This is a genomic window from Pedobacter sp. NJ-S-72 (assembly GCF_053890575.1).
Genome location: NZ_CM132681.1, coordinates 3601002 through 3624810, shown reverse-complemented (window position 1 = coordinate 3624810; position 23809 = coordinate 3601002). Strand labels below are relative to the sequence as shown.

The 23809-nt window shown below is 37.1% G+C and carries 35 protein-coding genes, 2 tRNA genes and 1 pseudogene; 14 read left to right on the top strand and 24 right to left on the bottom strand.

Annotated features, from left to right (window positions below):
- Nucleotides 1–19: 19 nt before the first annotated feature.
- From ACWYN3_RS24090 to ACWYN3_RS24060, 7 genes are all read right to left on the bottom strand, one after another.
- A complete protein-coding gene (locus ACWYN3_RS24090; protein WP_456216676.1) occupies nucleotides 20–784 on the bottom strand; it encodes an efflux RND transporter periplasmic adaptor subunit in 765 nt (254 codons plus the stop codon).
- Nucleotides 729–1088, bottom strand: coding sequence for a biotin/lipoyl-binding protein (locus tag ACWYN3_RS24085; protein ID WP_456216675.1), 360 nt, complete (start codon nucleotides 1086–1088; stop codon nucleotides 729–731). Before ACWYN3_RS24085 ends, ACWYN3_RS24090 begins: the two co-directional genes overlap by 56 nt.
- Nucleotides 1085–2188 (bottom strand): TolC family protein, encoded by a 1104-nt coding sequence (locus ACWYN3_RS24080; RefSeq protein WP_456223136.1) that lies wholly within the window; start codon nucleotides 2186–2188, stop codon nucleotides 1085–1087. The genes ACWYN3_RS24085 and ACWYN3_RS24080 overlap by 4 nt, the downstream gene beginning before the upstream one ends.
- A 52-nt stretch (nucleotides 2189–2240) precedes the next feature.
- Nucleotides 2241–2408 (bottom strand): hypothetical protein, encoded by a 168-nt coding sequence (locus tag ACWYN3_RS24075; RefSeq protein WP_456216674.1) that lies wholly within the window; start codon nucleotides 2406–2408, stop codon nucleotides 2241–2243.
- A gap of 30 nt (nucleotides 2409–2438) precedes the next feature.
- Nucleotides 2439–2756 (bottom strand): hypothetical protein, encoded by a 318-nt coding sequence (locus ACWYN3_RS24070; RefSeq protein WP_456216673.1) that lies wholly within the window; start codon nucleotides 2754–2756, stop codon nucleotides 2439–2441.
- Entirely contained in the window at nucleotides 2740–3051 is a 312-nt protein-coding gene (locus ACWYN3_RS24065) for a TetR/AcrR family transcriptional regulator (protein WP_456216672.1), read from the bottom strand. Before ACWYN3_RS24065 ends, ACWYN3_RS24070 begins: the two co-directional genes overlap by 17 nt.
- Nucleotides 3052–3254: 203 nt before the next feature.
- Nucleotides 3255–3863, bottom strand: coding sequence for a TetR/AcrR family transcriptional regulator (locus ACWYN3_RS24060; RefSeq protein ID WP_456216671.1), 609 nt, complete (start codon nucleotides 3861–3863; stop codon nucleotides 3255–3257).
- A gap of 156 nt (nucleotides 3864–4019) precedes the next feature.
- Here ACWYN3_RS24060 and ACWYN3_RS24055 point away from each other — a divergent pair, with 156 nt between their 5' ends.
- From ACWYN3_RS24055 to ACWYN3_RS24025, 7 genes are all read left to right on the top strand, one after another.
- Nucleotides 4020–4283: a hypothetical protein gene (locus ACWYN3_RS24055; RefSeq protein WP_456216670.1), complete on the top strand. Its 264-nt coding sequence runs from the start codon at nucleotides 4020–4022 to the stop codon at nucleotides 4281–4283.
- 8 nt (nucleotides 4284–4291) lie between these two features.
- Complete coding sequence (locus ACWYN3_RS24050) at nucleotides 4292–4771, top strand: FAD-binding protein (RefSeq protein ID WP_456223135.1); 480 nt, start codon at nucleotides 4292–4294, stop codon at nucleotides 4769–4771.
- A complete protein-coding gene (locus ACWYN3_RS24045; RefSeq protein WP_456216669.1) occupies nucleotides 4768–5034 on the top strand; it encodes a hypothetical protein in 267 nt (88 codons plus the stop codon). Before ACWYN3_RS24050 ends, ACWYN3_RS24045 begins: the two co-directional genes overlap by 4 nt.
- Nucleotides 5035–5191: 157 nt before the next feature.
- Nucleotides 5192–5758 carry an RNA polymerase sigma factor gene (locus ACWYN3_RS24040; RefSeq protein ID WP_456216668.1) on the top strand — a complete coding sequence of 189 codons (567 nt, stop codon included), beginning with the start codon at nucleotides 5192–5194 and terminating at the stop codon, nucleotides 5756–5758.
- Nucleotides 5759–5902: 144 nt separating this feature from the next.
- Complete coding sequence (locus tag ACWYN3_RS24035; RefSeq protein WP_456216667.1) at nucleotides 5903–6358, top strand: lycopene cyclase domain-containing protein; 456 nt, start codon at nucleotides 5903–5905, stop codon at nucleotides 6356–6358.
- Nucleotides 6351–6584 (top strand): lycopene cyclase domain-containing protein, encoded by a 234-nt coding sequence (locus tag ACWYN3_RS24030; RefSeq protein ID WP_456216666.1) that lies wholly within the window; start codon nucleotides 6351–6353, stop codon nucleotides 6582–6584. The genes ACWYN3_RS24035 and ACWYN3_RS24030 overlap by 8 nt, the downstream gene beginning before the upstream one ends.
- Nucleotides 6584–6820 (top strand): cytochrome b5 domain-containing protein, encoded by a 237-nt coding sequence (locus ACWYN3_RS24025; RefSeq protein WP_456216665.1) that lies wholly within the window; start codon nucleotides 6584–6586, stop codon nucleotides 6818–6820. Before ACWYN3_RS24030 ends, ACWYN3_RS24025 begins: the two co-directional genes overlap by 1 nt.
- 66 nt (nucleotides 6821–6886) lie before the next feature.
- Here the strand turns inward: ACWYN3_RS24025 and ACWYN3_RS24020 are convergent.
- Nucleotides 6887–7773 (bottom strand): annotated as a pseudogene (locus ACWYN3_RS24020) (PfkB family carbohydrate kinase).
- Nucleotides 7774–7961: 188 nt separating this feature from the next.
- Here ACWYN3_RS24020 and ACWYN3_RS24015 point away from each other — a divergent pair.
- From ACWYN3_RS24015 to ACWYN3_RS24005, 3 genes are all read left to right on the top strand, one after another.
- A tRNA-Asn gene (locus ACWYN3_RS24015) sits at nucleotides 7962–8035 on the top strand.
- A gap of 124 nt (nucleotides 8036–8159) precedes the next feature.
- A tRNA-Asn gene (locus tag ACWYN3_RS24010) sits at nucleotides 8160–8233 on the top strand.
- Between the two features lie 142 nt (nucleotides 8234–8375).
- On the top strand, nucleotides 8376–8750 hold the full coding sequence (locus ACWYN3_RS24005; RefSeq protein ID WP_456216664.1) for a hypothetical protein: 375 nt from the start codon (nucleotides 8376–8378) through the stop codon (nucleotides 8748–8750).
- Here ACWYN3_RS24005 and ACWYN3_RS24000 read toward each other — a convergent pair.
- From ACWYN3_RS24000 to ACWYN3_RS23970, 7 genes are all read right to left on the bottom strand, one after another.
- A complete protein-coding gene (locus ACWYN3_RS24000) occupies nucleotides 8747–9817 on the bottom strand; it encodes an NAD(P)H-dependent flavin oxidoreductase (RefSeq protein ID WP_456216663.1) in 1071 nt (356 codons plus the stop codon). The two genes, ACWYN3_RS24005 and ACWYN3_RS24000, sit on opposite strands and share 4 nt — an antisense overlap.
- Nucleotides 9818–10198 (bottom strand): nuclear transport factor 2 family protein, encoded by a 381-nt coding sequence (locus ACWYN3_RS23995; protein WP_456216662.1) that lies wholly within the window; start codon nucleotides 10196–10198, stop codon nucleotides 9818–9820.
- 8 nt (nucleotides 10199–10206) lie between these two features.
- The gene (locus ACWYN3_RS23990) at nucleotides 10207–10668 is read right to left on the bottom strand and encodes an SDR family NAD(P)-dependent oxidoreductase (RefSeq protein WP_456216661.1); all 462 of its coding nucleotides are present in this window, start codon (nucleotides 10666–10668) and stop codon (nucleotides 10207–10209) included.
- On the bottom strand, nucleotides 10658–10957 hold the full coding sequence (locus ACWYN3_RS23985; RefSeq protein WP_456216660.1) for an SDR family NAD(P)-dependent oxidoreductase: 300 nt from the start codon (nucleotides 10955–10957) through the stop codon (nucleotides 10658–10660). The genes ACWYN3_RS23990 and ACWYN3_RS23985 overlap by 11 nt, the downstream gene beginning before the upstream one ends.
- Nucleotides 10958–10986: 29 nt before the next feature.
- Nucleotides 10987–11202, bottom strand: coding sequence for a tautomerase family protein (locus tag ACWYN3_RS23980; RefSeq protein ID WP_456216659.1), 216 nt, complete (start codon nucleotides 11200–11202; stop codon nucleotides 10987–10989).
- A gap of 35 nt (nucleotides 11203–11237) precedes the next feature.
- Complete coding sequence (locus tag ACWYN3_RS23975) at nucleotides 11238–11750, bottom strand: YceI family protein (RefSeq protein WP_456216658.1); 513 nt, start codon at nucleotides 11748–11750, stop codon at nucleotides 11238–11240.
- Nucleotides 11751–11843: 93 nt separating this feature from the next.
- The gene (locus ACWYN3_RS23970) at nucleotides 11844–12422 is read right to left on the bottom strand and encodes a Crp/Fnr family transcriptional regulator (RefSeq protein WP_456216657.1); all 579 of its coding nucleotides are present in this window, start codon (nucleotides 12420–12422) and stop codon (nucleotides 11844–11846) included.
- A 459-nt stretch (nucleotides 12423–12881) separates the two neighbouring features.
- Between ACWYN3_RS23970 and ACWYN3_RS23965 the strand changes: the two genes are divergently transcribed.
- Complete coding sequence (locus ACWYN3_RS23965; protein WP_456216656.1) at nucleotides 12882–13352, top strand: hypothetical protein; 471 nt, start codon at nucleotides 12882–12884, stop codon at nucleotides 13350–13352.
- Between the two features lie 73 nt (nucleotides 13353–13425).
- Here the strand turns inward: ACWYN3_RS23965 and ACWYN3_RS23960 are convergent, their stop codons facing one another.
- Genes ACWYN3_RS23960 through ACWYN3_RS23950 form a run of 3 tightly spaced genes read right to left on the bottom strand, consistent with a single transcriptional unit; the run spans nucleotide 13426 to nucleotide 14682 of the window.
- The gene (locus ACWYN3_RS23960) at nucleotides 13426–14037 is read right to left on the bottom strand and encodes a hypothetical protein (RefSeq protein ID WP_456216655.1); all 612 of its coding nucleotides are present in this window, start codon (nucleotides 14035–14037) and stop codon (nucleotides 13426–13428) included.
- Nucleotides 13986–14249: a hypothetical protein gene (locus tag ACWYN3_RS23955; protein WP_456216654.1), complete on the bottom strand. Its 264-nt coding sequence runs from the start codon at nucleotides 14247–14249 to the stop codon at nucleotides 13986–13988. Before ACWYN3_RS23955 ends, ACWYN3_RS23960 begins: the two co-directional genes overlap by 52 nt.
- Nucleotides 14250–14286: 37 nt before the next feature.
- On the bottom strand, nucleotides 14287–14682 hold the full coding sequence (locus ACWYN3_RS23950) for a hypothetical protein (RefSeq protein WP_456216653.1): 396 nt from the start codon (nucleotides 14680–14682) through the stop codon (nucleotides 14287–14289).
- A 499-nt stretch (nucleotides 14683–15181) separates the two neighbouring features.
- On the opposite strand from ACWYN3_RS23950, the gene ACWYN3_RS23945 reads away from it, so the two are divergent.
- The 3 genes from ACWYN3_RS23945 (at nucleotide 15182) to ACWYN3_RS23935 (ending at nucleotide 18316) form a co-directional block, all read left to right on the top strand.
- Entirely contained in the window at nucleotides 15182–15745 is a 564-nt protein-coding gene (locus ACWYN3_RS23945; RefSeq protein WP_456216652.1) for a porin family protein, read from the top strand.
- Between the two features lie 94 nt (nucleotides 15746–15839).
- A complete protein-coding gene (locus tag ACWYN3_RS23940; protein WP_456216651.1) occupies nucleotides 15840–16298 on the top strand; it encodes a carboxypeptidase-like regulatory domain-containing protein in 459 nt (152 codons plus the stop codon).
- 14 nt (nucleotides 16299–16312) lie between these two features.
- A complete protein-coding gene (locus tag ACWYN3_RS23935) occupies nucleotides 16313–18316 on the top strand; it encodes a DUF5686 family protein (protein ID WP_456216650.1) in 2004 nt (667 codons plus the stop codon).
- A gap of 143 nt (nucleotides 18317–18459) precedes the next feature.
- Here the strand turns inward: ACWYN3_RS23935 and ACWYN3_RS23930 are convergent, their stop codons facing one another.
- The 6 genes from ACWYN3_RS23930 to ACWYN3_RS23905 all read right to left on the bottom strand — a co-directional run bounded on the left by ACWYN3_RS23930 (nucleotide 18460) and on the right by ACWYN3_RS23905 (nucleotide 23764).
- Nucleotides 18460–19746: an acyl-CoA dehydrogenase family protein gene (locus ACWYN3_RS23930; protein WP_456216649.1), complete on the bottom strand. Its 1287-nt coding sequence runs from the start codon at nucleotides 19744–19746 to the stop codon at nucleotides 18460–18462.
- Nucleotides 19747–19763: 17 nt separating this feature from the next.
- Complete coding sequence (locus ACWYN3_RS23925; RefSeq protein ID WP_456216648.1) at nucleotides 19764–19967, bottom strand: hypothetical protein; 204 nt, start codon at nucleotides 19965–19967, stop codon at nucleotides 19764–19766.
- A 141-nt stretch (nucleotides 19968–20108) separates the two neighbouring features.
- Nucleotides 20109–20708, bottom strand: a complete 600-nt coding sequence (locus ACWYN3_RS23920; protein WP_456216647.1) for a hypothetical protein — start codon at nucleotides 20706–20708, stop codon at nucleotides 20109–20111.
- A 125-nt stretch (nucleotides 20709–20833) separates the two neighbouring features.
- Nucleotides 20834–21622, bottom strand: a complete 789-nt coding sequence (locus tag ACWYN3_RS23915) for a DUF4249 domain-containing protein (protein WP_456216646.1) — start codon at nucleotides 21620–21622, stop codon at nucleotides 20834–20836.
- 5 nt (nucleotides 21623–21627) lie between these two features.
- Nucleotides 21628–23313 carry a TonB-dependent receptor plug domain-containing protein gene (locus tag ACWYN3_RS23910; protein WP_456216645.1) on the bottom strand — a complete coding sequence of 562 codons (1686 nt, stop codon included), beginning with the start codon at nucleotides 23311–23313 and terminating at the stop codon, nucleotides 21628–21630.
- Nucleotides 23249–23764: a TonB-dependent receptor plug domain-containing protein gene (locus ACWYN3_RS23905; protein ID WP_456223134.1), complete on the bottom strand. Its 516-nt coding sequence runs from the start codon at nucleotides 23762–23764 to the stop codon at nucleotides 23249–23251. The genes ACWYN3_RS23910 and ACWYN3_RS23905 overlap by 65 nt, the downstream gene beginning before the upstream one ends.
- Between the last annotated feature and the right edge of the window lie 45 nt (nucleotides 23765–23809).

The window sequence follows — 23809 nt, the reverse complement described above, 5'->3', positions numbered from 1 at the left end:
TTTATATGCTGATCTGATATTATTTTATAATTGCAACCGGACTGCCGTCAATCAAGTTGATTTGACCGCTGATGATCACCGTCTCACCTTCTTTCAAACCATCAAGAATTTCTACCTGATCACCGATGATTCTACCTGCAACTACTTTACGCTGCTTTGCTGTGTTTCCTTCGCCAAGCACAAAAACTTCGTTACTGCTTACACTACCCACAAATGAACCACGGGGAATAGTGATCGTAGCTGCCTGAGCAGGGAATTTAAAGATTGCAGTTCCGTACATACCTGCTTTGATTGTATTCTTGTGATTGTTGTCTACTTCAATTTCAATTGGGAAATTCAAAGTTTCATCAGCTTTAGGAGCGATAAAAGTGATTTTTCCTGAGAAATTATCCGAAGGGAATACATTTGATTTAATCTGTACTGTTTCACCAACTTTCAGGTTTGCTACCTGACCTTCGTTTACATTAACTTTCAGTTTCAATTTTGAAACATCAACCAGTTCAAACAATTGCGTACCCTGTGCAGTAACAAAAGCACCGGTTTCAATATATTTTTTATTCACTATACCATCAATCGGAGATTTGATATTGGCATCACTTACTCTTCTTGCAGAACTTTGTAGTCTCAGTCTTGCATTTCTTGTAGCTAGTTTAGCCTGATCAAGCTGTTGTTGTGTAACTCCGCCTGTTTGAAAAGAACTCGCATATCTTGCTTCGTCTCTGATTGCATTATCTAATCCTGCCTGTGCAGTTTCTTTGTCTGTCTGTATTAATAATTTCAGCATCGATATGGGCTAAAACCTGTCCTTTGTGTACACGGTCACCTTCTTCTACATAGATTTTGGTAATACGACCTGCATTTTCGGATAGGAAGTTTAATTCTTTTTTAGGTATAAAATTACCATTTGCACTAAAATCCAAATCAACGGCTACTTTTTTCACTGGAGCCACGCGTACACTGATAGCACCACTTCCCTGAGCTACCAAAGCCGTTTGCGCGTCATTTTTCTTCTTATTGCCTTTCAATACCAAAGCGATAGCTCCGATAACAACTATAATTAGAATGACTGTTATAATTCCTCTTTTCATTTTAATAGTGATTTTATATTTCCGTTTGATTTGATTAGTTGTATTTCGGCAATTTTGTAGTTCAGTAATGCCTGGGTATAGCTGTTTTGTGCTGATGTTAATGCATTTTCAGTATCGAGAAGATCTGTTAGCGCAGCAAGTCCGTTATTGTAATTGTTCTGTGTACTGTTATAGATTTCTTGTGCCAGCAACACATTCTGACGTTGTGCTTTGATCGTATTGATATTATCTTTTAATTGAATTTTAGCATTTTCATAAGCCAGGTTTAACGTGTTTTTAGTTTGTCTGATATCTTCATTGTTTTTCTTGATATCCACATCTGCCTGACGTATTCTTGAACGGGTTGCAAAGCCATTAAATATCGGTACGCTCAGCGTTAATCCGATTGCAGAAGAGTTATAATAAGTAGTCAGTCCATGGCGGGAAAGCAAATCAAATTTATCACTCATACCGGTTCTGGAAATATTGCCTGTTAAAGAAAGTTGCGGATAATATTCTGAAACGTAAGCTTTGCGCTGTAAGCCCAGTAATTCATTCTGAATGGTCAGTAATCTGATTTCCGTTCTTGTTTCCACGTTGATACTATCTGCCATTGCAGGTAGAGTCTCCACTTTACTGAATTCATCCGGTGGTAATGTAATCGCTGTTGCAACCGGCATACCCATTGAATATTTTAACTGATTCTCTAACTGTACAACTGCATTAATCGTCTGATCACGCTGAGTTTGCAGGTTAGTCAGGTTTACTTTGATTCTGTCTACATCAATTTTTTTAGCCAGACCATTCTTATATTGATTAGAAATGATTTTTTCTACAACTTTAACGTTTTTGATGTTGGTATCAATTACGTTTAATTGCTGTCTGCTAACCAAAACCTGGTAATAATTGTTAGCGACCATTTCAATTACCTGTTCTTCAGTGTAATCAGCGGTCAGGCTATAATATTTTTCACTTTTTTTTGCGGCTTGCAGGCCTGTGAAAACCTGTTGATTAAATAACTGCTGGCTTAACTGGACACCACCATTCACATTCCAGGTTCTACCCATTTGAAATGATTGGTTCCCAACTACAAGCTGACCAATAATAGGGTTATAAGTCAGACTACCATTTCCAGTGATTTGTGGAAGAGCTCTTGCTCTTATTTCTTCTGTTTTATATTTTCCGCCGTCTATATATCAGTTTTGCTTTACGTGCATTAACGTTATTTTGTATGGCAAAATTGAGTGCATCTTTCAGCGTAAGCTGCTCTTGCGCATTCACCAGGTTTGCGAACAGCAGGCATAGCATTAAGATGGGAATTGATTTTACTCTTTTAATCATGATCGTAGTTTTCTTGTAATAGGGCTGATTTTAATTTTTTAGTCCTTTAATGAATATTTTGGAAAGACTTATTTGTTTCTCCTTCATTAATTTTAATTCTTTTTTGCCAGGGAAAAGTTCTTTGTTTCCATGCATGATACACAATGAAGTTAAACCAGACTGACAGGATAAATACAGTTCAGCAAGTTTAGATATATCTTCTTGCGGAGCGATTTCTTTACTTGCCACAGCCATTTCGAATATTTTTTCGTGAAACTGGACATTTTTTTCGAGCATTTTTTCTAAATATGATTTTAATTCTACTGAGTTTAAAGAAGAATCGGGATTTCCATTAGATAAATGTAGCATATAGTATCGCAGAAAAGAAGCGATGTTTGATTTCAACAATGTTTAATAACGTTGTTTCAATATTAGTGGCTTGTTTCAAATCAGCATATAAGACATCGAAATAATCTTTGAAAATCCGTTCTACTACCCCGAGAATTAAACTGGTTTTATCTGGAAAATAATAATATAATGAAGGCTTAGAGACAGATAGATCTTCTGCAATTTCATTCATTGTAGTTTTATTGATGCCGAAATGTATAAAACGCTTTATTGCACCCTCTATAATTAGCTCCCTTTTTTTATCAGTTTCTGCCATTTTACTTTTTTACCTTCTGACTTTATTATTTGTAAAGTCAAAAGTATGGCAAGCATTTCTATTAGAGAAATTTTTGCGGTAAAACAAGTCTTTCTAAAGTATAAATGACATTATTATGACTGTAATATTGAAATTTATAGCAGATTACAAAGTTATAACAGGACTTATCAGGATATTTGTAAAATAAATGGTAATTCTATGACTTAGTCTATTGGCTTTAAGCCAGCTAAAAAGATTTCGGCGAAGCGTTTTTCTTTCAGGAAGATTAATTTAAACTGTTCCTTGCCTGGGAAGATGTTTTTAGCGCGGTTAAGGATGTTGAAATGTATACCTGAAACGGCCTCAACGAATATTTCGGTAGTGAAGGGGATGTCTCTGATCGCAAACTCGCCTGATGAATCTCCTTTAGTCAGCAGACCAGTAATAATTTTCAGTTCGAATGCTCTGGCGCGTTGAAATTTTTCATAAAGGGCCTCCGGTAGTTCCGGGCCAATCATTTGTGTGTATTCAAGAAGATTATAGTATTTCTGAGTAAAAGCTTGTCTTTTTTGCAATAACATCAGAATTCCTTCGGTAGCTGTAGAAGTTTTCTCAACAGATTTTATAAGATCTCTGCTGATGGTATGCATCATATGTTCAATTACACTTACATAGAGGCTCAGTTTATCGGGGAAATAATAATAAAGCAGGGCTTTTGAAAAAGCAATATCTTTTGCAATTTCAGTCATAGTAGTCTTTGCCAGTCCGTAGTGTGCGAACCTCTTAAGCGCTGCGTCTATAATTAAAAGTCTTTTTCTATCTTGATTTTCCATTGTGAATGAGCAATGCTTTTTTTTTTCTATTAGGGTGTCAGCTTGAATAAGGTTAGAATCGGATGTAAATTATGCAAATTTATTAAATATTATAATTAACATGTTTATTACACAGGGTAACAATTACATTTGTGCTAAATAATTCCATTAATTCTTATGCTTGTATTACAAGAAAATATATCCCTTAAACCTTACAATACTTTTGGTATTGATGTCAAATCCCGTTTTTTTACTGAAATTTTCACTGAAGATGATTTAGTAGAATTAAGGAGCCATTCGGTGTTCAAAGAAAACAAACTGCTGATACTTGGAGGTGGGAGCAACGTGCTTTTTACGGAAGATTACCAGGGGCTGGTACTTAAGATTAGTATTCCAGGTATAACTGCTGAAGTTTCAGACAGTCAGGTTTTGTTACCGTAGGGGCAGGGATAGTTTGGAATGATCTGGTTAACTATTGTGTTGAAAATGGTTTTGCGGGAATGGAAAACCTGAGCCTTATTCCTGGAACTGTGGGTGCATCTCCTATACAAAATATCGGTGCATATGGCGTTGAATTGAAAGATGTTTTTGACTCCTGTGAGGCATTTGAACTGGCTACTGGTGAGTTTAAACATTTCGATTATTCAGACTGTCAGTTTGCTTACCGGGACAGTGTTTTTAAAAATGAATTAAAAGGACAATATATTATTACAAGTGTTAATTTTAGGTTATTTACCCGTATCAGAATCAATTCTCAGTACGGTGCTATCCAATCTTTGCTTGCTGAAAGAAGGATAACTCACCCTACTATCACAGATATTTCAAAAATTGTTGCAGAAATCAGAGTAAGTAAACTGCCGGATCCTTCGACTATAGGTAATGCCGGAAGCTTCTTTAAGAATCCAATTATTGGACGCTCTGAATTTTGAAACTGAAACATGCTTTTCCTGCTGTGATCAGTTATCCTGCTGGTGAAGGAAAGGTTAAACTGGCGGCCGGCTGGCTGATTGAACAGTGTGGCTTTAAAGGAATAACTGAGGGACATACCGGGACATGGAAAAATCAGGCATTGGTATTGGTTAATCATGGGGGTGCAAGTGGTAAAGAAGTGTATAGTTTTTCAGAAAAAATTATAGACACTGTGTTCTCTAAATTTGATATTAAATTGGAACGGGAAGTGAATATTCTGTAACAATTGTGTGATTTTCATTAGTATAGCTAGTTTTCTCATGGTTAAATAGATAAATCTATGTGTTTAACCATGAATTGTTTTTTTGGTACATATGTTGTATAAGTGTTAATATACAAGATTAAACAAACTTGATAACGCCACTTTTAAAAGGTCTTGTTTGCTTGCTTTTTTAACCTTAAAACTTAAACACTATGACAAAAAAAATGAATTCAACCTTCAGCTTCACAACCACTCGGTTTCCTTGCAGTCATTCGCTTTAAATTTTACTAAAGATATTGAAGACGCAAACGACTTAGTTCAGGACACCATGCTGAAAGCGGTTACTTATTACAGCAAATTTAAAGAAGGCACAAATCTGAAAGGATGGTTATTCACCATTATGAAAAACACCTTTATTAATAATTACAGACGTTTGGTTAAAACAAACGCTTTAATTACAAAATCTGAGGATATTTCATCTGCCAATCTGCATTACAGTGCTACAAAAAATACGATAGACAGTAAGTTTATTATTGGGGATATCAATAAGGCTTTAGCTACTTTACAACCAGAATATTATGTGCCTTTCATCAAATATTTTGAAGGTTATAAATATCATGAGATTGCAGACATGCTTGAAATTCCGATCGGAACGGTGAAAACCAGGATCCATGTAGCCCGTCAGATATTGAAAAAATATCTTAAAACGTATTCTAAAGAAATTTTGGGAACAGAGATCGTGTAATCAATTGTTTCTCTTTTAACTAAAGTCGGATGTTTGGAAAAATAGCCGGCTTTTTTTATGGACCTGAATGTTTATTGAAGAATAAAAAGAAGTGGTTTAATGGGATCAAAAGTATATTTTTGATCTTCAGACTTATCCTGCTAAATGAACTATACTTATTTATTCGTCAACCTGGCTCTTTTGTTATTGCCGGTTGTACTATTTTCTATCAGGCAATTGAATTTTACTGACAATAGTAAATTCATAATCCTTGGTGTTTTAATCAGCGTTTTTGCCTTTTCGATACCTACAGAATTTCTGACACAGCTGAAGGTTATCGTATTTAATCCACCATACCTGAGTGGGATGACTCTTTGGCAGTTGCCAATTGAAGAATTGCTGCTGTCGTTTATTTTACCCTTATGCGGGCTCGCTATTTATCTTTTCCTTAATTATAGATTTCCTGATAATAGCCATGATAAGTACAGTCTGGCGTTTAGCAATATTATGCTTGGTGTAAGTATCGTATCGCAATGCTTTATTCGGTCATCAGAAATTATATACTTTATTTACGTTTTCGATATTATTTGTGTTTATCCTTTACATAGAATATGTGAATAAGATCAGGTTTATGTACCGGTTTTACCGGGCATTTCTGGTTACTTTGATTCCATTTTATATCGTGTATGGTGTTTTAGCTAATCTTCCTGTTATTCAGTATAATACTGCCGAAACATTGAATTTTAACCAGTTTAATATCCCTTTTGAAACTCCTTTTTATTTCATGGGGATGCTATTGCTAAGTGTTTATCTTTTTGAATTCTTTAAACTAAGATCACGTCGTTAATGGAGTTGCCGGAATTCACTAAACAGCAACTTGCGCTGAGAAACGGGCAGGATAAGCCAGAAATATGGGTTGCCTATCTTGGGCTGATCTATGATGTCGGAGAGAGCCGGTTATGGAAAAATGGAAAACATTATGAACATTGGGCAGGACAGGATCTAACCGATGAACTGGCAGATGCGCCCCATTCGGAGACTGTATTTGAAAAGTTTACAGCTATTGGTAAATTAAAAAGCTAAATAAAAAGCATCAGTCTTTCGGCTGATGCTTTTTATTTTTATGTCAACCCAATGGGGTATCCGTAACTATGCTTCTGTAAGTGAGAAAGCGCTTAGGTTCACAAATTCCTGTATACGGTCAGCAACCTCTTTTTCAGTAAGGTTGACGATTTTTTCTGTACCGAATTTTTCTACACAGAAAGATGCTAAAGCAGATCCATAGACAATTGCATTTTTCATCGATTCGAAATTGATCGTTCCAACTTTCGATAAATAACCAATAAAGCCACCTGCAAAAGTATCTCCAGCGCCTGTTGGATCAAAAACATCTGCTAAAGGAAGAGCTGGGGTAGAGAATACTTTATCCTCATGGAAAAGTAATGCGCCATGTTCACCCTTTTTAATGATCAGATATTTAGGACCCATTGCAAGAATTTTTTTCGCTGCTTTAACCAATGAGTATTCGCCTGAAAGCTGACGGGCTTCTTCATCGTTGATAGTTAACACATCGATCATTTTAAGAGTTTCCAGTAAATCAGCCAGTGCGATGTCCATCCAGAAGTTCATGGTGTCTAAAACGATTAGCTTAGGCCTGTTTTTAAGACGTTTGATCACTGTTTGCTGTACTTGTGGGGCAAGATTACCTAACATCAGATATTCGCAGTCCTGGTAGCTCTCAGGGATAATCGGATCGAAATCTCCTAATACATTCAATTCAGTAATCAAAGTATCTCTGCTATTCATATCATTGTGATATTTTCCAGACCAGAAGAATGATTTTTCACCTGCTTTGATTTGCAGGCCTTCGGTGTCAATACCATGTTTTGTAAAGGTGTCAATGTCCTCTTTATGGAAGTCATCACCTACAACTCCGACTATTTTCACCTTATTGTAGAAGTAAGATGCAGCTAAACTTGCGTAAGTTGCAGCTCCACCCACTATTTTTTATCAGTCTTTCCGAAGGGAGTTTCAATGGCATCGAATGCTACAGACCTATCCTATGATTATCAGGCTCATATGTTTTATTTTAATTTTTTTTGAAAAATATTGTCTACAAATATTGCATAAATAATTTAAAAGCCCTAATATTGCATTCCCAAAACGAACGAAGCTTTATGTTCTTTATCAAAGCAGAAAGACGTTTTCGGAATAACCAGAGTACTCCTTCTTAGCTCAGCTGGTTAGAGCATCTGACTGTTAATCAGAGGGTCGCTGGTTCGAGCCCAGCAGAGGGAGCAGATTAAAAACCGTTCAACATCACGTTGAACGGTTTTTTTTTTTTGTTAAAGTAGAGGGCATTGCCTTTTATATTGCGCTTTACCTTTTAAAAAAAGGCGTTATTTTTTTTTTAAACCAGCACTCCTTCTTAGCTCAGCTGGTTAGAGCATCTGACTGTTAATCAGAGGGTCGCTGGTTCGAGCCCAGCAGAGGGAGCAAATTGCGAGAAGCCTTTCAGTGAAAACTGGAAGGCTTCTTTGTTGCTTACTATACTATTTTTCTCCTCTCATCTTTGTGTATTCTTTTGTAAGGATTGACATGAAGTTCCGACTAATATAAAAAGCGAGACCATTATATTATGCAACACTATTTTAACGTCATAAAAGACTACCTTTTTTACCAGGCAAATTTACACCAGGTCAATCCCTGGTTATTTGGTGCCTTATACTTGTTAAGTAAGATCTTGTTTCTCATCTTTCTGGGCTGGGCCGTTAAAAAACTAAGGGAAAAGAGTTCCATTCTGGTGCCTTTACTATTTGCAGCTTTAGGTTACAGCTTACCTTATTTCTATCTGATCATAGCCGGGAAAAATATCCCGCTTTGGATATACCTGGTAATTAGCCTGATCTATATATTCAGTGGATGGTCTATCCGCACAAAATTTCGGACCGCCCGACGGGAGTCAGCAACTGGAGATGCTCCAGTTTCCACAGCTGAGGAAACTGACAACTAAAGATAAAGCTGTGTCTCATGGATCAGGGCCTGCATCAGCTCGGTTGCTTTGGTATGTTTTAAATTGACTGTGTTTTGTCCTGACCAGAAATTAATGAGATCTGTTTTTCCCTGAGCTAGTGCCGCTGCTCTTAATGGTCCTATTAAACGGGTTTGTAAGGGGAATGGAAGTACCTCGGTTTCACATTTAATTTCTTCTGAAATACGATTTTGGATCAGCCTGCCCAATCTGCCGGTTAGAGATTTGGAAAGTACGGTATTTTTGGATTCCTCAGAAAATAGTTTTGCCTTATGCACAGGTGTCGCATTTGATTCATCTGTAACTAAGAATGCTGTTCCCAGCTGAACAGCATCTGCACCTAAAGTTAATGCTGCAGCGATACCCTTAGCATCAGCAATACCTCCAGCGGCGATGACAGGAGTTTTTACTTTGGCTTTCAGTTGCTGGATCAAGGCAAAAGTTCCTGTCAATGAATCCTGTGCCGGAAGGAGAAATGAAGGCCTGTGCCCTCCGGCTTCAAATCCAGCAGCAACTATGGCGTCAACCTTTGCTTCTTCCAAAGTTAAAGCTTCATCAATTGTAGTCGCCGCCCCAACCGTTTTAATACCAAGCCTGCGGCATTTGTCAAGTATCTCTTTTGGCGGAATACCGAATATAAAACTAAACACCACTGGTTTGATTTCGAAGATTGTTTCTATCTGATTCAGAAATCTGGATGGAATATTTATATCCAGATTAGGTAGTGGAATGCTGAGTTCATCAAAATAAGGCTTGAATAACTGTTTTATTTTTTCAACGCTTTCAGCGGGGTAATCAATTAAAGATTCATCGACATCTGATACCCATAGGTTAATATTATAAGGCTTATCTGTTTTCGCTCTGATGAGTTTATTAGTTTCAAGTATCTGTACGGGGTCAAGAGTATAGGCACCAAAACTTCCTAATCCACCTGCATTTGATACAGCAGCTAAAAGTTCAGGAGTTGAAAAACCTCCACCCATTGGCCCTGAGAGGATAGGGTATTTGATGCCAAAAAGGTCACTGATTTTAGTTTGGTACCACATCATTTAAATATTTACATGCGTTAGTAATTTATTAACTATAATCCATTCCCCATTAATTTTATTCAGGGAAAGTAAGTCATAATAATTAAAATCGAATAGAGGTACATGTACTTTGGCAATAGCAGTAGTGTTGATGATTTCTATAGCTAATATTTCCATACGGAATGCCTCATTCAGTTCAAAAGGGCTTTTGCGGTTTTCCACGCCATCAAGATATTGATCCAGGTTTTTAAAATAAGGAAGGCCTTTAACATCGCCGGCTATCAATGCCTGCGGATGAAAAATACTTCTGAGGAGTGCTGTGTCACCGTTAAAAATACCTTTAAAGTAATTAGATAATACGGCTGCTACAGCCGTTGAGTTATCAGTGTAATTGTTCATCATTTTGATTGTTATCCGATATGATGGCCTGCAACATGGCCTCCATCTAAGTTAATGATCTCGCCAGTTATAAAATTGCTTTCTGCAAGATAAAGAGCCAGTCTGGCAACATCACTGGTTTCGCCAATACGGTTAAGTAAGTGAAGACCTGCAAGGCTATCGGCATTGCTCACACCAGTTTTATCCTGAAGAGGACTTCTTATAATTCCGGGTGCTATAGCGTTAACGCGAATATTATTGAGTCCAAATTCTGTAGCCAGTTGTCTGGTTAACGCATGGATACCACCTTTGCTTGAAATGGGTGCAGTAGCAGGAAACCCGCCAATGGCGTGGTCAACCAGTACTGTGCCAATATTGATGATAGAACCTTCCCCTTGTTTTAGCATTTGTTTAATCGCCGACTGGCTGGTAAAATAGGTACCTTTCAAATTGATGTCTAAAAAGTGGTCGAGATGTGCCTCATCAACATCCAAAAAAAAAAGGTTTGGGTTCGAATATTCCGGCATTATTTACCAGTACGTTAACGGTGCCAAAGCGGGTTAAGGCTGTGTCAACAAGTAGTTGTCCGGTGGCCGGTTTACTGATGTCGCCGGTAATCATGGCTAACCTTTCGTGATTGCCTAATTCGTTAAACGTTGACTTTAAATTAGTTTCGTTAGCAGAGTTAATGACTACATTATATGCTTTTTGCAGAAATAAACCTGCGATGGCTTTACCAATACCTGTTGATGCACCTGTTACGATTGCAGTTTGTATTTTCATTTTATTATTTTGAGAAATGTTATTAAAAATTAATTTTTAGCTGTTATTCCTCTTTCGCGGAGGATGGATACTTGTTCACCTGCATAACCCCAGTTATCAAGTTCAATTTCCTGTATGACCACATGAGTTAATTTGGGGTCTTTATCCAGTACTTCAGTGATCACTTTAGTGACCCCTGCAATCAAGGATTGCTTTTGTTCGCGGGTAACACCTTCACGGGTTACTTCTATTTTTACGTATGGCATGGCTTTAAGTTAAATCGTGGCTAATGCAGTTAATTTTACATCCAGTTCAAATTCGTTATAGATGAGTGTATCACCCAGATTGGTGTGAAAAAGTTGCCGGAACGGAACTTCATATCATATTTGGTACGATCTACAAGAATTTTACCCGTGGCACTGATAGCATCATCTGTTATAAGGACATTAGCAGGAAATTTCACGGGATGTGTAATCCCTTTAATAGTTAGATTTCCTGAAATCAGATAATCCAGTGAGCTGACGTAGCTGGAATCAGTAATCGTAAACGTAGCTTCAGGAAAACTTTCTGCTGAGAAAAAATCTTCGGAGAACAGATGACCAGCAAATTGAGCATTTGTAGCCGGGTCAGTAATATCCAGTATTTTTATAGAGGTAGTGTCAATAACAAAGTTACCACTGCTGAGCTTGTTATCATTCAGAATAAGAAATCCGTTTGTAATAGAGATGGTGCCATTATGTGCACCAGTTACCTTTTTGCCAGTCCAGCCAATGTTGCTTTGCACATTTACAACTTTGAATTTTTTAGTTTCCATTTCTTTATGTGATCAATCGTTAATGATTTGATACGACAAAGGACGTTGGAAATCTCAGTTGCTTAGGTGATGTACATCACATTCGTGCGAAGGTTACTTATGGGTATTGTAGAGCCTGCTGAGTGTTTCTCTTGATACACCAAGATAAGCAGCGATGAGGTGTTTAGGAACCAGATTATAAAGCTGTGGATATAACGATAGCAATTCTTCATAACGTACTCTGGTGTCATTATTCATAAATGATAACAATCTTTTTTGTGAAGCCAGGTATCCTTTGTTGGTTCGCCACCTGAAAAAATGTTCTGCCTGATGCAGTTCAGTACATATTTTTTCGCGGTCATCATTAGAAAGACAGAGTATTTCTGCATCGGTTATACAATCTACGCTGATGGTTGCCTTTGTCTGATTGTATAAAGCACCATAATCAGAAGTCCACCAGGTAGGCATAGCAAACTGCAGGATGTACATTTTGATCTCGTCATTGATGAAAAAGGCTTTTAAACAGCCGGAAATGACAAAATATTCATGATCTACTTTCTCTCCGGCACTGATTACCACCTGGCCTTTTTTATAGGACTGAGGTTTGAAATGTGAAAAAAAGTACTCAAACTGTTCATCGGTCAGTCTGGCGGTTTTGGCGATATGCTGTTTTAATATTTCTTTCGCTTCCATTGTTCTGATTTGATTTTTTATTGACCACTGCAATATCATCACCTGATTCCATAATTTCATTCTTGAAATCATAAAATGATTTAAAATTGAATTTGGGCTCTCGTAAGCTTGAAACAATAAAAACTATATTCATATCTTAGGATCTTTTAACCGGGCTTTTATTGCGCCCTGAATTTTTTATAAAATCAATGTTAATATGAAAAGATACATTTTATTATTCCTTTTAATTATCACTTTTTCTGGGTATGCTCAGAATACGATTAATAATTACAAATACGTGTTGGTGCCTGAAAAGTTCAGTTTCCTTAAAGAAAATGATCAGTATAGATTAAATACACTGACTAAATTTCTTTTGCAGGATAAAGGTTTTACGCGCTTTTTGATAATTCTGAATTACCTACTGATATTGCTAACAATAAATGCAGTGCGCTGCATGTTGAAATACTGGAAAAAAACGGAATGTTTACGACCAATCTTACGCTTCTGCTGAAAGATTGCAAGGGAAATATAATTTTTAAAAGCAAGGAAGGCAAAAGCAGAGAAAAAGAATTTAAAACGTCTTATAACCTGGCTTTAAGAGATGCATTTACATCATTAAACGATGTTCCATATGCTTATAATGGGACAACGAATGTGCCAGATCAGCAAGTAGCTGCAATTCCAGTTGCGACCCCGGCTGCCGTTGTACCGGTTAGTGCGACGGCAACTGTACCTGTAAGTGCAGCAGTTACTGCTCCTGTAAGCCAGCCCGCTGCAAAAGTTGTAGCAGTAGCAACAGCAATACAGCCTGAAGGAACCTTGTATGCTCAGCCAACTGCTAGTGGATATCAATTGATAGATACTACACCAAAAAAAGTTTTAACGCTGTCCAGACTTCTGTACAGGATTATTTTATTGCTGATAATGGAACTTCTAATGGTATCGTTTTAAAAAAGAACGGAGATTGGTTTTTTGAATATTATAAGAACGATAAATTAATGGCTGAAAAACTGTTAATTAAATTCTAAAAAATGGTTATTGCTGCACTCCAGCCGATCCATACGCGTAGTTTACTATTGTTCAGATTAAACCTGTCAGTCCGGTTCTGTACATAAGCATAGTTTTCCAGCTGCGCATCCTGATTAGAATAAAATATATTGGCAGATGGCCCTGTAGTAATACGAAAGCCACTGCCAATCTTAAAATTAAAGCCCAGATCAAAGCTATTCAGCAAGTTTCGATCTTTCCAGTCTCCCTGGTAGATATATCTGCAGCTCAATTCCGGATTTAAAGTCAGCCATTTTGTAATATCTATTGCTGTCACCAGACCTAAACCAAAAGCATATAATTTGTTGTCTTTTTTCGCATTCATCCCTCTAAGCCAGAGCGTATATAAAGTTTTTTTAGTCCCGGTTTTCAATGCAATATTCAGATCGATTGTTTCATTATAACCTAAACTAACTTTATTATAACCATTACTTATAAAGTTTAATAAACCAAGACTATAACCGATAGAGGAGCCAGCCATATTGATCAGTCCTATCTGTAAACCACTGGATTGATCGGCCTGATTGAAAAGTCCGGCTATCTGAATACCACTAACCTTCCCATGTACACTATTGAAAAGTCCGGCCATTGGAAACCAGAAGAATTCTTTTCAACGTTGTTAAATAGGTCTGCTAACTGGATACCTGTTCTGCTGCCTTTAATATTATTTTTAATTCCAGTAAGCTGGATGCCGTCCACGTTGCCCCAGCCATCGTTATAAATGCCTGATAGCTGGGCACCACTTACAGAACCTCCGGATATATTAAACAATCCTGCCAATTGAAAGCCTTTAACATTCATTTTATTGATATTGAAGAGACCGCCTATTTCTACACCATCAACACACCAGCATATAACCACCTGCTAAATTGAGAGAAACCTCATTTACAATCTGGCCACTAAAAGTACCATGCGTATTTATTGCAGGGGTTAAGGAGAGCTGATAAGGAGCTTGAGAAATAACCCCGCCAAGGTTCAGGGAGTGAATCTGCTGTTTTGCAGAAGTAAGAAATCTGGCAAGGCCGATATTAGCAATGTCTTCAAAATCACCACTGGAATAATCGCCGTCATTCTTTTGACAGAATATCATCTTTCCGATGATATTGCCATTTCTCAGTAAGTTATAATTGGTTGTTTTTTTTTTGTGTGCATAAGCACTTGCTGAAAATAAAAACAGAAGCAGTAAATAAAAGATAACTGCCTTTTTTTCGTGACCTGTAATAAGAGTTACCAAGAAGCGTTTTTAGAATGAGTTAAAGGTTTATCTTGCCTGTATACTCATAGTACGTCCCATGTTAATTTTACCCCTACGTCATTTTGTTTTTTTTTTTTTCCCAGTGTAGAAAAAACGAATGGGCTGGGCAGTGCTCATACAAGCTGATTAACAAAAGAGGCCGGTTTGGGAGCTTGTAAGAAAAATATATACTTAATGTGTAATTATTTATTCCCGGGAATAGGGGTCTTGATAAAACCTGCGTTTATCTGTCAAATAATCACAAATGAACTATTATAAGAGAATGTATTTATTATTAAGGAGAGCTTTTTTTAGTTTCAGAAATCTGGCTTTAAATAAATCTGCCTGATTGGAAGCAGGTCATCTGAAATTCTGTTGGACACATAGAAATGTCGTTTCAGTATTGGAAATTTCCGCCTCAGTTACTTTGTGCCTCAAAAGATCTTCCGGACGGCGTAACCTTGCATAATAAAGAACGTTAGAAATTAATTATTTGAGTATGAAAAAATTATTATTAGTAGCAGGCCTGTTGGCCTCTGTACATTTTGTAAAAGCACAGAATGTTCAGTTAATTCCGAAAGCTGGTTTAAATTTCTCTAAGCAAGCGATAAGTAATACGGATGCAGAACAATCAAAAACTGGTTTTACAGCAGGATTGGGTGTTAATTTTAAAGTGAAAGGATCAGCATTATCAATTCAGCCAGAACTGAACTATGTAGGTGCGGGTACGAAGATTAAAAATGATAAAAATAAGTATAACCTGAATTACCTTGAGCTTCCTGTACTGGTGAAATATTCTTTTGGTCCTGTATACATTAATGCAGGTCCATCAATTGGTATGGCAATAGGCGGTATGAAAAAGATGGAATCCTTCTACGGAGCTAAAGTTGAAAGATTCAATTTTGGTCTGCAAATGGGTGGTGGCGTGGCTATCCCATTTGGTAAAGGAAGCTTCCTGATTGACGGCAGATATTCACTGGGCTTAACAGATGTAAACAAAGGTCCTGAAAAAGCTAAGAATCGTGGTTTCATGGCAACAATTGGTTACGCCATACCATTTTAGTGGTTTAGTAATGATACAAACTGCCCGTGATTTGGGTAATGGGCAGTTTGTAAGAATTATTCTTTATCCCATTCAATGACAGCCTATAGGCTTTATGAAGTTTTCCATTTCAATAATTTTTCTTTTTTTCTTCTTTAGGGCAGAAGCCCAGATAATACAAGTAAAAGGCCTGATCACAGACAAATCCACGGGACAGCCAGTTCACGGGGTTACTATTGGTTTTGAGCATACCAGTATTAAAACAGCAAGTGATACTAAAGGGATGTATAGCCTCCTTTCAAAGAATAAGGTGAAACATATTATTTTCCATAGTATTGGGTATCACAAGTTACGATTAGAAATACCCTTTGGTGAGATCCACCAGATGGATATTCAATTAGAACCAAATTCTCAGGATCTTTCGGAGGTGAGTATCTCAGTAGCTCATAAACCAAGATATAAAAACAAGGATAATCCTGCGGTAGAATTGATCAGGAGGGTTATCGAACATAAGAAGTCCAATGCTGCAAATCTTCAGAATTATCTTTCCTATCAGGAATATGAAAAAAACTGAATTTTTCTTTAAATATGGCTACTGAGAAGGCAAAGACATCCAAACTGCTTAGAAAGTTGTCATTTTTAAAGGATAATTCAGACTCTCTAACCAAGCCCGGCAGATTGCTGACACCTATCTTTATGAAGGAAAAGCTTAGCCATAACCTGGTTTATCAGAATCCATTTAAACAAGAATCCTCCGTTCTGGCAGAAAACCAGTCAAGGATTGATCAATTTATCGATGAGGATGGAATCAATGAGTATTTAGATAAAATCTATCAGCGTGTTGATATTTATCAAAATGATATAGGTCTGGGAAACCAGAGTTTTATGAGTCCGATTTCGGATCTGGCACCACAGTTTTATAAGTATTTTATCATTGATACTTTAAAAGATGTTTCCCCAATGCAAATTAAGCTGATGATTGCACCCCGCAATAAAGAAGACGTGCTTTTTCTTGGGTATTTATATATTTCTCTGGACGGCAAGTATGCTGTACAAAAGGCAACGCTTTCTGTCAACTCCAAAATAAATATTAACTGGGTAAAGGATATGCATATATCCCTAAACTATCATCAGGATAAAACCGGACATTATTATTTAGGAAAGAGTGTGATGGCAATGGATCTTGGCCTTTTTAAGGAAGGGGCAAGTATTTATGGCGAAAGAACCTTGTTTATTAAAGATTTTGTAAGCAGTGCAACTGCTTTAAATCAAGGATTAAAGCTTAAACAACTGGTTAATACTTCAGTGGGGCTTACACCTATGGAAGAATTAAGGCCTGAAAAACTTACTCCAATTGAGGAGATGGCCTATAAAAACATAGATAGTCTTAAGAACTCAAAGCCATTTAAGCGTGCTATGGGCGTTGCGTCATTTCTTCTCTCCGGCTATATTGGACAGGGGAAAGTAGAAGTCGGCCCTTTTAACTCGTTTTACAGTTTTAATCCGGTAGAAGGACTCAGACTTAAGGTCGGCGGGCGTACAACCGATCTCTTCAGCAAACGGATTTTTTTTGATGGACATATCGCCTATGGTACACGAGATCATAAATGGAAGTATTCTTTAGGTACCGTGCTATCGCTCTCACCAGGTTCAATTTATGAATTTCCTGTGAAATCATTAACGTTTAGACATAGCTATGAAACACAGATACCGGGGCAGGACCTTAATTTTCTTGAAGATGATAACTTCTTGTTATCATTCAAGAGAGGTATTAATGATAAATGGTTGTACAACAGAAAGTGGCTTCTCGAATATCTTCATGAGACAAAAGAACATTTCTCGTTTAAAGTTGCTTATAAAAACCAGATCCTGGATCCAGCCGGAGGACTTCGTTTTACCGCATTAAACAGTTCTGGCCCTGCCGATGTTCAGGATATTACTAACTCTGAATTCACAGCAGAGATAAGATGGGCCCCACATGAACAGTTCTACCAGGGGAAACGTTTCAGAAGACCAATCAGAAATGAATACCCGATCTTTACATTACGTGGATCAGTGGGGGTCAAAGGGTTCAAAGGGTTCTTGAATGGCGATTATAATTATCAGAACCTGACATTCAATGTCTTTAAAAGAGCCTATTTCTCGCAATTTGGTTATTCAGATATTATTCTGGAAGCAGGAAAAGTATTTGGAAAGGTTCCCTTTCCTTTGCTGACCATACACAGGGCGAATCAAAGTTATGCCTATGAACTGCCATCCTATAACCTGATGAATTTCATGGAATTTTTGAGTGACAGGTACGCCAGTATTAATCTTGAACATAATTTTAATGGGTTTATCCTGAATAAGATCCCTTTGGTAAAAAGACTCCAGTTAAGAGAAATTATTACGATGAAAGTATTAAGTGGCTCACTGTCTGATAAGAACGATCCAACTAAGAATTCAGGTTTATATCAATTCCCACAAGACAAACATGGACGTATTATGTCATCTGGATTAGGATCTGCTCCTTACATAGAAGGAAGTGTTGGACTGTCCAATATCTTTAAAATATTAAGGGTCGACCTGGTGAGAAGGTTTACTTACTTTTAGATAATCCTCATATCTCTAAATGGGGGATAAGAGCTAAGATTAAGGTCGATTTTTAGGAATATCAGCTCTTCCGAATTATAAAAATAGCCGGTATGCAAACATGCCGGCTATTTTTGTGATTCATGATATGATCGCTTATTTGATTAAGCGAAATTGAACCAGGAACTTTCTGATGTGTAATCTTCTATTACCTGTGAACTATTGTCAAAATTAAAAGCACATATTAATGTACGTACCTCCTGTTTTACGTTTACAATACAGTTGTCAATCAGATCTTTTCTGAAACCTTTAATTTCCAGATCCAGCACATAGCCTAAAGAAACAATTCTGCCTATCACCTTGCCAAGGTCAAATAATTTGCGTTGTGAAAGAGCGTTGTTTAATGTGAAACTCAATTCATTTTTAAAATAAAGACAAGCTTCTGCAGTTTGTTTTAGTGTAGACAGAAAATCAAATAAGTTTGATTCTTTCTGCTTTTTCATCTGGCGTACAATGATTTCTGAAATCTGTGCATAGAGCATTTCATTAGAACCTTCAAAGATCTGGAAAGGTCTGCTGTCCATAATGCCACGACCACCAATATGGGATGTCTTGTATCCTTTAGCACCAGAAACCTGTGTTAAAATCTGTGCAGCCTCTTGCATAAGATCAGTAACTACTGCTTTCATGCTATTTGCTTCTAGGCCTTCTGACGCTAAATTATATTCGATTCCGCTAATCTGACTGCTTCTGACACACATAGCTGAACAGATCGTATAAGCTGACTGAATTTTAGAGATTTGGAATTGGATCTGATCCATTGACAAAAGATTTGACGTTCCAACGACTCTGTTTTTACATTGTAGAATAGCTTCGTCCAGCATACGCTTGATAAAGCCCATGCCCATACCAGGGAACTGCATTCTGCTTCGGTGTAAAATATCAAGCATCATTTTAATTCCGGTAGATTCAGGGGTTAATTTAAACGTTTTAGGGACTTCAATGTTTAAGATATTACGTCCGTAAGGGATCATATGAAGCCCCATCGTATCGAAGTATTCTTCCACATTGATGTGCTGTTTTTTTTTTTGTGTATTATCACATAAAAAAAAAATATCAATATCCCTGCTTAATCCACCGTCAGCGAGTTCTGCTCTGGAGGCGATCAGCCAGTAGTCAGCCAGACCGGTAAGCCCCTGCCAATGTTTTGTCCCTTTGATATTGTATCCGTTTGCGAGTTCCTTATTGCTCGTTTTCATGTTTAGTGCATCACTTCCGTAGTCCGGTTCAGTGATCATCAGGCCACCCATATTCTGGTGATAAAGAAAACGGTCAAAAACCTCCTTCTTAACAGATTCATCTGCATATTTAGAAAGTGGTTCCAGGAAAAGGGCTATGTTAATTCCGAAGGTCAGTGAAAGAGGTAAAGATTCATAAGAAGCTGCAGCCAATACGCTCAGACATTCTTTTACAATGCTTCCATTTCCCCCGTATTCTTCAGGAATTGCTGCAGCCAGTGGCTCTGCTCAGCAAGAATTTCTTTCATTATTGAAGGAGGCATTTTAGCTGCTAAGTCAAACTGATCAGTATTGTCTTTTCCCCGGAACAAAAGTTTTAATTTCTCTTCGAAATTCTTGATGTATTCTGAAAATTCTGTTTTTAGTTCTATCATTATTATGGGGTAATTTACTATAATATTTTCGGAAAGTTATTTTTTGAAGATTTCCACAAATATACCAAACTAATTTAGAATAGTTCTAAACAGATTTTCCTTTTATAATTGATTGCCTTTTACTCTTTTCCGGAGTGTAAATTAATACTCCATTATATCATCGATAAGGTATGTACCGGCAGAACGAATGACCTTAATATCCCTGTTATGCTTAGTTTTAGACTCCGTATCTTCTATGACGACATTGAAAATAAATCCATCAGTGGTTTTATTTTTCAATTCGCAATGTGATATTTTGATGAGTCCATAATCTTGTTCTGGAATAAATAGACCAGTTCCAATTCCTGCTAACTTTGGATTATACTTATCCTTCCATTTCATGAAAAACTCATCGGTGGTTGGGCCATTATCTAAATCTACATTTATTGCATCATCTTTATACGCATTGTACTGTTCTGTATAAATACTTTTTACATTCCTTTCGGCTTCCTCATCGGTGTTTTCCATGTTACCATTTGCCTTGTTAAGAGAGTTTTCTATGGCAGCAACCAGCCAGTTTTTTGCTTTGGAAATTTCCGGAAGATCTGCTTTATCAGTGTTTTTTGTGACAGGAGAGGGTTTTTGAAGGGAATCCTGAGAATTTGTATCCTTTAAACCTGTGGCTTTCTGGCTGTCTTTATGTTGTCCGTTACAAGCAAGTAACAGGATTGAGGAAAAAATAATTGCGGAAAACTGTTTCATTTCTTTACCTTTTTTTAGATAATCTGATCAGGGATAAGCCCGGTCAGATTATCTATCAATAAGGATACCACATTAAATGATCACTTAGTAAAAGAGAATCTAATGGGCTTTAAACAAGCTATTTCCTAAGGAATGATCAGGCTTTTCTTTTGTGTGGTATGCGCACTAAAATAACCCAGCGCACCACCTTTTATATTGCTGATTGGATTAGCAGGTGCGGCATTATTTCCATTGCCCTTTGCACTGGATAAGCTGAAAAGGTAAAGATAAACTGAGGCATCAATACTATGCATCTCTACACCTAATTTATCACCTCTTTTGATATCTTTTTCTCTGTTTTTGGTTGTGTTCTGAAATAGAACCCCTGAATTTATTACCTGTCCGGTAGTGAAGTCATCATTTGTCACACTATAATTGGACTGTTTTTTATCATTTACGAACAATTCAAACCAGTAGTAATTTTTAACATCGGCAGAATCCTTATATTTTACATAAGCAACTGTTCTCAGGCTATCAAAATCTTTTGGTTTAAGATAAAAATCTAAAAAAGGTACAGGTTCCTGCATTGTACTGGCAGCTGTAAATGTCTCTCCGCTAACCGTAGCGGTTAGGCGGTAGGTCTGACCAGGGGCTCCATTAATAGCGTTTGTTTTATAAACGCCTGCACTGGTTTCCGGAAGCGTTACCACTGTGCCATTGTTCTCAACTTTGACTATAGCTCCACTTACCCCGCTAAAAGTATTGTCATCATCAAAGTTTTTGGTTTTGCTGATTAGAACAGTACAATTTCCTGGTTCATTGGTGATTGTACCTTCAATTACATATTTGTCCTCCGTATTGGCAGGTTTTAATTGTATCACTTTTTCGCAGGATACAAGGAGTACTGAAAGTACTATCAAAAGATATGATTTCATCTATATTAAAATTTAAAATCGTAAGAAATTGAAGGAATAAACCGGAATAAACTTGTTTGTACAGCCTCAGTCCGGTTAGCATCATATGCGTTATCTCTAAACTCGATCCCGTAGGCATTTGATCTTCCGTATGCATTGTATAAACTCAGACTAAGCTCAGAAGAGTATGTTTTTGTTTGCTTTAACTTACGTGTTGCACCAATATCCAGTCTGTGGTAAGACGGCATTCTGTTTGCATTCCGATCAGAAAAATAAAAATAACTCTCTCCCAGTAATCTGTATTTTGCATTAGGAAAAGTTACTGCACTTCCTGTTGAGAAGACCCAGTTTGCAGATAATGACCATTTTTCATTCAGTGCATACATCCCAACAATAGAAATATCATGTGTTCTATCCTGACGGGTATTATACCAATTATTATTATTAATACCATCCACTTGTCTTTCTGATTTAGAGAGTGTATAACCAATCCATCCGGTCAGTTTTCCTGTTTTCTTCTTAATCAGCATTTCTATACCATAAGCTCTTCCTTTACCATAAAGTAATTGAGTTTCTATAGGTTGGTTGGTATAGATATCTGCACCATCGCGATAGTCGATCTGATTTTTAAGATCTTTATAATACACTTCCGAAGTAAATTCATAAGCATTATCTCCAAGATTTTTATAATAGCCTAAAGAGACCTGATCACTGATTTCAGGTTTGATAATATTAGTACTGGAAAGCCACCTGTCTGTTGGCGAAATAGAGTTGGAGTTCGAAATTAAATGGAGATTTTGTGCATTGCGTACATAAGAAGCTTTAATAGATGCAGATTCATTTAATTGAACTGCAGCGGCAATCCGGGGTTCCAGATTCACATAAGTTTTTACAATTTCACCCTTTTTATAACTTGTAGTTCCGGTTACCTGCCCGGCGCCGTTTACTTCATAGTAATCACCTTTTCCTAAAATGGAAAAAGCAGAAAGACGCAATCCGTAAGTCAGGCTAAATACGTCATTAGCTTTCCAGGTATTACTCACATAAGCCGAATTTTCCAGTGAATATCTGTTTTGCAAATCCTGTGGAATAAATCCAGTATTTCCATCAGCCCGGACTTCGCCTGGTTTGATTGTATGATAAATTGCATTTAATCCAAAACTTACCGTGTTTTTTTCGTTAGCAAACCATTGTATGTCTTCTTTGAAATTCCAGTCCCTGATTTGCGAAAACAGAGATAAAGAGTTCTGCTCTTCTGTGCTTTGAATTGTGTAATCGTAATTACTGAAAATCAAAGAAGTATTAGAGAAAAGCTTACTATTGAAAACATGGTTCCAGCGTAGGGTAGAGGTGACATTCCCCCAATCCAGCCCGGTTAACTTGTCTGAACGCAATACATCCCGGCCTAAATAACCTGAAATAAATAGCCTGTCCTTATCTCCCAGTATGTAGTTTGCCTTTGCATTGATATCATAAAAATAGAGTTTAATCTTTTTAACTGATGTATCTGATGAAAGCTTAAGAAATGGATCCAAATAGGTTCTGCGCGCAGAGATTAAAAAGGATGATTTCCCTTTTTGTATAGGACCTTCTACGTTAAGCCTTGCAGCAATCATTCCAATGCCTCCGCTTACACCAAGTTTTTGATTATTTCCATCGTTCATCTTCACATCCATCACAGAAGATAATCTGCCTCCGTATTGCGCAGGCATTCATTCCACTCTTATAGAGTGTTACATTCTTAATTGCATCGGAATTAAATGTAGAAAAGAAGCCAAGCAGGTGTGTTGCATTATAAACAGGCGCCTCATCCAATAAAATCATATTTTGATCTGCACTGCCACCTCTTACAAAGAAACCACTGGTTCCTTCTGAAGAAGATTTTACACCAGGCAAAAGCTGTAAAGTTTTGATAATATCCCTTTCGCCTAATATCACAGGAATAGTTTTAGTCTCTGAGACAGTTAGCCTTTCCATCCCCATTTGGGGATTATCAATGACTCTTTTTGCTGTAGAAGAGGTGATATTTACCGTTTCCAATTCATTAGCACTATCATCCAACGGAATATTCAGTGTCAAATTTTTATTCAGTTCAACAGCTTTCTGATAGGTGCGGGATCCTATTGCGCTCACTTCTAAAGTGTATTGTCCTTTTGGGAGCATCAATGAATAAAAACCGTATTCATTACTTGAAGTAGCTTGTTTTGT

Bases quoted from the DNA above. Each gene is read 5' to 3' on its own strand.
- ACWYN3_RS24090 (WP_456216676.1), bottom strand. From the start codon at position 784: ATGCTGAAATTATTAATACAGACAGACAAAGAAACTGCACAGGCAGGA.
- ACWYN3_RS24085 (WP_456216675.1), bottom strand. From the start codon at position 1,088: ATGAAAAGAGGAATTATAACAGTCATTCTAATTATAGTTGTTATCGGA.
- ACWYN3_RS24075 (WP_456216674.1), bottom strand. From the start codon at position 2,408: ATGATTAAAAGAGTAAAATCAATTCCCATCTTAATGCTATGCCTGCTG.
- ACWYN3_RS24070 (WP_456216673.1), bottom strand. From the start codon at position 2,756: ATGCTACATTTATCTAATGGAAATCCCGATTCTTCTTTAAACTCAGTA.
- ACWYN3_RS24065 (WP_456216672.1), bottom strand. From the start codon at position 3,051: ATGGCAGAAACTGATAAAAAAAGGGAGCTAATTATAGAGGGTGCAATA.
- ACWYN3_RS24060 (WP_456216671.1), bottom strand. From the start codon at position 3,863: ATGGAAAATCAAGATAGAAAAAGACTTTTAATTATAGACGCAGCGCTT.
- ACWYN3_RS24055 (WP_456216670.1), top strand. From the start codon at position 4,020: ATGCTTGTATTACAAGAAAATATATCCCTTAAACCTTACAATACTTTT.
- ACWYN3_RS24035 (WP_456216667.1), top strand. From the start codon at position 5,903: ATGAACTATACTTATTTATTCGTCAACCTGGCTCTTTTGTTATTGCCG.
- ACWYN3_RS24025 (WP_456216665.1), top strand. From the start codon at position 6,584: ATGGAGTTGCCGGAATTCACTAAACAGCAACTTGCGCTGAGAAACGGG.
- ACWYN3_RS24005 (WP_456216664.1), top strand. From the start codon at position 8,376: ATGCAACACTATTTTAACGTCATAAAAGACTACCTTTTTTACCAGGCA.
- ACWYN3_RS24000 (WP_456216663.1), bottom strand. From the start codon at position 9,817: ATGATGTGGTACCAAACTAAAATCAGTGACCTTTTTGGCATCAAATAC.
- ACWYN3_RS23995 (WP_456216662.1), bottom strand. From the start codon at position 10,198: ATGATGAACAATTACACTGATAACTCAACGGCTGTAGCAGCCGTATTA.
- ACWYN3_RS23985 (WP_456216660.1), bottom strand. From the start codon at position 10,957: ATGAAAATACAAACTGCAATCGTAACAGGTGCATCAACAGGTATTGGT.
- ACWYN3_RS23980 (WP_456216659.1), bottom strand. From the start codon at position 11,202: ATGCCATACGTAAAAATAGAAGTAACCCGTGAAGGTGTTACCCGCGAA.
- ACWYN3_RS23975 (WP_456216658.1), bottom strand. From the start codon at position 11,750: ATGGAAACTAAAAAATTCAAAGTTGTAAATGTGCAAAGCAACATTGGC.
- ACWYN3_RS23970 (WP_456216657.1), bottom strand. From the start codon at position 12,422: ATGGAAGCGAAAGAAATATTAAAACAGCATATCGCCAAAACCGCCAGA.
- ACWYN3_RS23965 (WP_456216656.1), top strand. From the start codon at position 12,882: ATGTTTACGACCAATCTTACGCTTCTGCTGAAAGATTGCAAGGGAAAT.
- ACWYN3_RS23960 (WP_456216655.1), bottom strand. From the start codon at position 14,037: ATGGCCGGACTTTTCAATAGTGTACATGGGAAGGTTAGTGGTATTCAG.
- ACWYN3_RS23955 (WP_456216654.1), bottom strand. From the start codon at position 14,249: ATGAATGTTAAAGGCTTTCAATTGGCAGGATTGTTTAATATATCCGGA.
- ACWYN3_RS23945 (WP_456216652.1), top strand. From the start codon at position 15,182: ATGAAAAAATTATTATTAGTAGCAGGCCTGTTGGCCTCTGTACATTTT.
- ACWYN3_RS23940 (WP_456216651.1), top strand. From the start codon at position 15,840: ATGAAGTTTTCCATTTCAATAATTTTTCTTTTTTTCTTCTTTAGGGCA.
- ACWYN3_RS23935 (WP_456216650.1), top strand. From the start codon at position 16,313: ATGGCTACTGAGAAGGCAAAGACATCCAAACTGCTTAGAAAGTTGTCA.
- ACWYN3_RS23925 (WP_456216648.1), bottom strand. From the start codon at position 19,967: ATGATAGAACTAAAAACAGAATTTTCAGAATACATCAAGAATTTCGAA.
- ACWYN3_RS23920 (WP_456216647.1), bottom strand. From the start codon at position 20,708: ATGAAACAGTTTTCCGCAATTATTTTTTCCTCAATCCTGTTACTTGCT.
- ACWYN3_RS23915 (WP_456216646.1), bottom strand. From the start codon at position 21,622: ATGAAATCATATCTTTTGATAGTACTTTCAGTACTCCTTGTATCCTGC.
- ACWYN3_RS23910 (WP_456216645.1), bottom strand. From the start codon at position 23,313: ATGCCTGCGCAATACGGAGGCAGATTATCTTCTGTGATGGATGTGAAG.
- ACWYN3_RS23905 (WP_456223134.1), bottom strand. From the start codon at position 23,764: ATGCTCCCAAAAGGACAATACACTTTAGAAGTGAGCGCAATAGGATCC.